This window comes from Kineosporia sp. A_224 (genome assembly GCF_002198655.1).
Classification (GTDB): Bacteria; Actinomycetota; Actinomycetes; order Actinomycetales; family Kineosporiaceae; genus R-H-3.
The window spans coordinates 1-3,018 of the sequence record NZ_MWLN01000003.1 but is presented as its reverse complement, the minus strand read 5'-3'; the positions used below and the strand labels follow the sequence as shown (position 1 = coordinate 3,018).

4 protein-coding genes and 1 pseudogene are annotated in these 3,018 nt (G+C 74.7%); 4 read left to right on the top strand and 1 reads right to left on the bottom strand.

Annotated elements, in window-relative coordinates; genetic code table 11:
* On the bottom strand, positions 1–517 hold a 517-nt coding region (locus EDJALFJO_RS33135), incomplete at its 3' end, for a hypothetical protein (protein WP_143448187.1).
* Positions 518–650: 133 nt separating this feature from the next.
* On the opposite strand from EDJALFJO_RS33135, the pseudogene rimP reads away from it, so the two are divergent.
* The 4 genes and pseudogenes from rimP to EDJALFJO_RS00040 all read left to right on the top strand — a co-directional run.
* Positions 651–1,158 (top strand): annotated as a pseudogene (gene rimP / locus EDJALFJO_RS36185) (ribosome maturation factor RimP); the annotation flags it as partial.
* Positions 1,159–1,247: 89 nt separating this feature from the next.
* The gene (gene nusA / locus EDJALFJO_RS35270; protein ID WP_233149592.1) at positions 1,248–2,237 is read left to right on the top strand and encodes a transcription termination factor NusA; all 990 of its coding nucleotides are present in this window, start codon (positions 1,248–1,250) and stop codon (positions 2,235–2,237) included.
* A complete protein-coding gene (locus EDJALFJO_RS00050) occupies positions 2,234–2,692 on the top strand; it encodes a YlxR family protein (protein ID WP_369812471.1) in 459 nt (152 codons plus the stop codon). The genes nusA and EDJALFJO_RS00050 overlap by 4 nt, the downstream gene beginning before the upstream one ends.
* Before the next feature lie 62 nt (positions 2,693–2,754).
* A partial coding sequence (locus tag EDJALFJO_RS00040) for a translation initiation factor IF-2 N-terminal domain-containing protein (RefSeq protein ID WP_143448185.1) occupies positions 2,755–3,018 on the top strand: 264 nt, incomplete at its 3' end.

Below are 3,018 nucleotides of genomic sequence, written 5' to 3'. Positions count from 1 at the left end.
CGCGGCCGCCCGCGCGGCGCACGCCGACCTCGTCGCCCGCGCGACCGACGGAGCCGACGTCCGCGAGCGCCTCCGAGGCGGCGGCCGCCTCGGCGCGGACGACCGCGCGCGGCGCCGGACCCGGCGACGGCGCAGGTCCTTGTGCAGGAGCGGTCCCGCTCGTCGCCGGAGAGCTGGACGACGGCCCCGCGGCCGGGGGTTCGACGGTCGCGCCGAGGGCGGTGAGGTGCGCCCGGTGGTCGTCGGCGACAGCGGTCCGCAGGGCCGCCGGGATGCTCGTCGCGGCGGTCACCGCGGCGAGCAGCGCCCGGGTCGTCGCGACCGTCCGCAGCCGGGCGGCGTCGTCCACGGACGGCGTCCGCGGCCCGCCGTCCGGACCGTCGGAGCCGTCCGGCCGCGGTGTCGAGCCGTCCGAGGTGCAGGCGGCGAGCGCGGCGAGCGCGAGGGCGGCGGGGAGGGCGGTGAGCACCGTGCGGCGCAGCGGTCCGCTCGCCCCGCCCCCGCTGCTGACACCCACGGTCGCGCATCATTCCACGATCCGTGGCCCCGACGGGCCGGGCCCCGCCGACGCCCGTGACCCGGGCCGGTGCCCGCCCGGTAGGCTGGCCCGTCGCAGCAACGAGCGGACAACAGCACACGAGGAGGCACCGATGGGCACGACGACGCCGGACCAGGTCCGTGCGGTCGCCGCAGCCGCGGTCACGTCGGCGGGGCTCGTCCTCGAGGACGTCACCGTGACGCCCGCCGGTCGCCGCCGGGTGCTCCGCGTGGTCGTCGACCTCCCGGACGACGTCCTCGGCGGTGTCCCCGTCGAGTCGGTCGAGAGCGCCGCGCGGGCGCTGTCCGAGGCGCTCGACGGCAGCGATGTCATGGGCGGGACGCCCTACGTGCTCGAGGTGACCTCGCCCGGCGTCGACCGGCCGCTCACCGAGAAGCGGCACTGGCTGCGGGCCCGCGGCCGGCTCGTCACCGTGACCCTGGCGGACGGCGGCACGGTCGCCGGCCGGCTCACCGGGGCCGGGGACGACGGGGTGACCGTCGACGGCCGCCTGCTCGGCTGGGACGACCTGCGCAAGGGCCGGGTCGAGGTCGAGTTCAACCGGCCCGACGAGCCCGGCGGCGCGGACGACGACCTCGTCGACGACGCGGACGACGACANCCCTCCGGGGTGTCGTCCCACTCGCGGACGACGACACCGACGACACCGACGACACCGACGACACGGACGAGGACGGGGAGGAGGCCTGATGGACATCGACATGGCGGCGCTGCGGATGCTCGAGCGGGAGAAGGAGATCCCCTTCGACGTCCTCGTGCGCACGATCGAGCAGGCCCTCCTGCTCGCCTACCACCGGACGGAGGGCGCGGAGCAGCACGCCCGCGTCGTCCTCGACCGCCTCAGCGGCCACGTCGTCGTGTGGGCGCAGGAGCACGGTGAGGGCGGTGTCGTCGTCCGCGAGTGGGACGACACCCCGGAGGGCTTCGGCCGGGTCGCCGCGTCCACCGCCCGGCAGACGATCATGCAGCGGCTGCGCGACGCCGAGGACGAGCAGATCCTCGGGGAGTTCCGCGGCCGCGAGGGCGACATCGTCTCCGGCGTCGTCCAGCAGAGCGCCGACCCGAAGATGGTCCACGTCGACCTCGGCACGCTCGAGGCGCTGCTGCCGCCCCCGGAGCAGGTGCCGGGGGAGAGCTACACGCACGGCAGCCGGCTGCGGTGCTACGTCGTGGGCGTCCGCAAGGGCATGAAGGGGCCGTCGATCACGGTCTCGCGGACGCACCCGAACCTCGTCCGCAAGCTCTTCGCGCTCGAGGTCCCGGAGATCGCCGACGGCACGGTCGAGATCGTCGCGCTCGCCCGGGAGGCCGGGCACCGTTCCAAGGTCGCCGTCCGGACGACGGTCTCGGGCGTCAACGCCAAGGGTGCCTGCATCGGGCCGATGGGGCAGCGGGTGCGCGCCGTCGTCAACGAGCTGCACGGCGAGAAGATCGACATCGTCGACTGGAACGAGGACCCGGCGAAGTTCGTCGCCGCGGCCCTGTCGCCCGCGAAGGTCACCTCGGTCGAGGTCGTCGACCTCGCGGCCCGGTCGGCGCGGGTCGTCGTCCCCGACTACCAGCTCTCGCTGGCCATCGGCAAGGAGGGCCAGAACGCCCGCCTCGCGGCCAAGCTGACGGGCTGGCGGATCGACATCCGCCCCGACGTCGTGAGCGACGCGGCGGCCGATTCCCGGTGACGTCGGGTGACCTCCCGGGCGCGGCGCGCCAGATACCCGGGAAGAGCCGGGCCTCCCGACGCGCTAGACTGCCAGAGGCCGGTGTCGCGGTTCGGCAACCCCCGGACGGTTCGGGCTCCCTCGTGGAGCCCGTTCGGACGTGCGTGGGATGTCGTGGTCGAGATGTCCGGTCGGTTCTGCTGCGAGTGGTCGCGGCCGAGGTCGACGGTGTCTGGTCCGTCGTCCCGGACCCGCACCGCAGGCTGCCGGGCCGGGGTGCCTCGTTGCACCCCGTGACCAGCTGCCTCGACCTCGCCGAGCGCCGTCGGGCGTTCCCTCGGGCCCTGCGCCGGAGCGGAGTGCCCGACACCACGGCCCTCGCCGAGTACGTCGCAGGAAGTTCACGTCCACCAGTCACCGTCCTCACCGGAAGCGGGTCTGACGCTGATGAGCACCCGATGAGATCGCACCGATGAACGCCCCACAGCCGTAATAACGGTCCGCGCCTGTCCATGGCCCGGACCGAGACAGGAGAGTCGTGGCAAAGGTCCGGGTCTACGAGCTCGCGAAGGAGCTCGGCATCGAGAGCAAGGTCGTCATGGCCAAGCTCCAGGAGATGGGCGAGTTCGTCCGGTCGGCGTCGTCGACCGTCGAGCCCCCCGTCGTCCGCAAGCTCCGCGAGGACTTCCCCGCCGAGCTCGCCGCCAAGGGCGTGAAGACGTCCCCCGCCCCCGCAGCACCCGCGGCACCGGCCCGTCCGGCCTGCCGCGGTGCGGGGCGCGGGCCGGGACGCGGGCCGGAC

What these genes read in the sequence shown, in the direction of transcription:
- nusA (WP_233149592.1), top strand. Translation starts at nt 1,248, where the DNA reads ATGGACATCGACATGGCGGCGCTGCGGATGCTCGAGCGGGAGAAGGAG.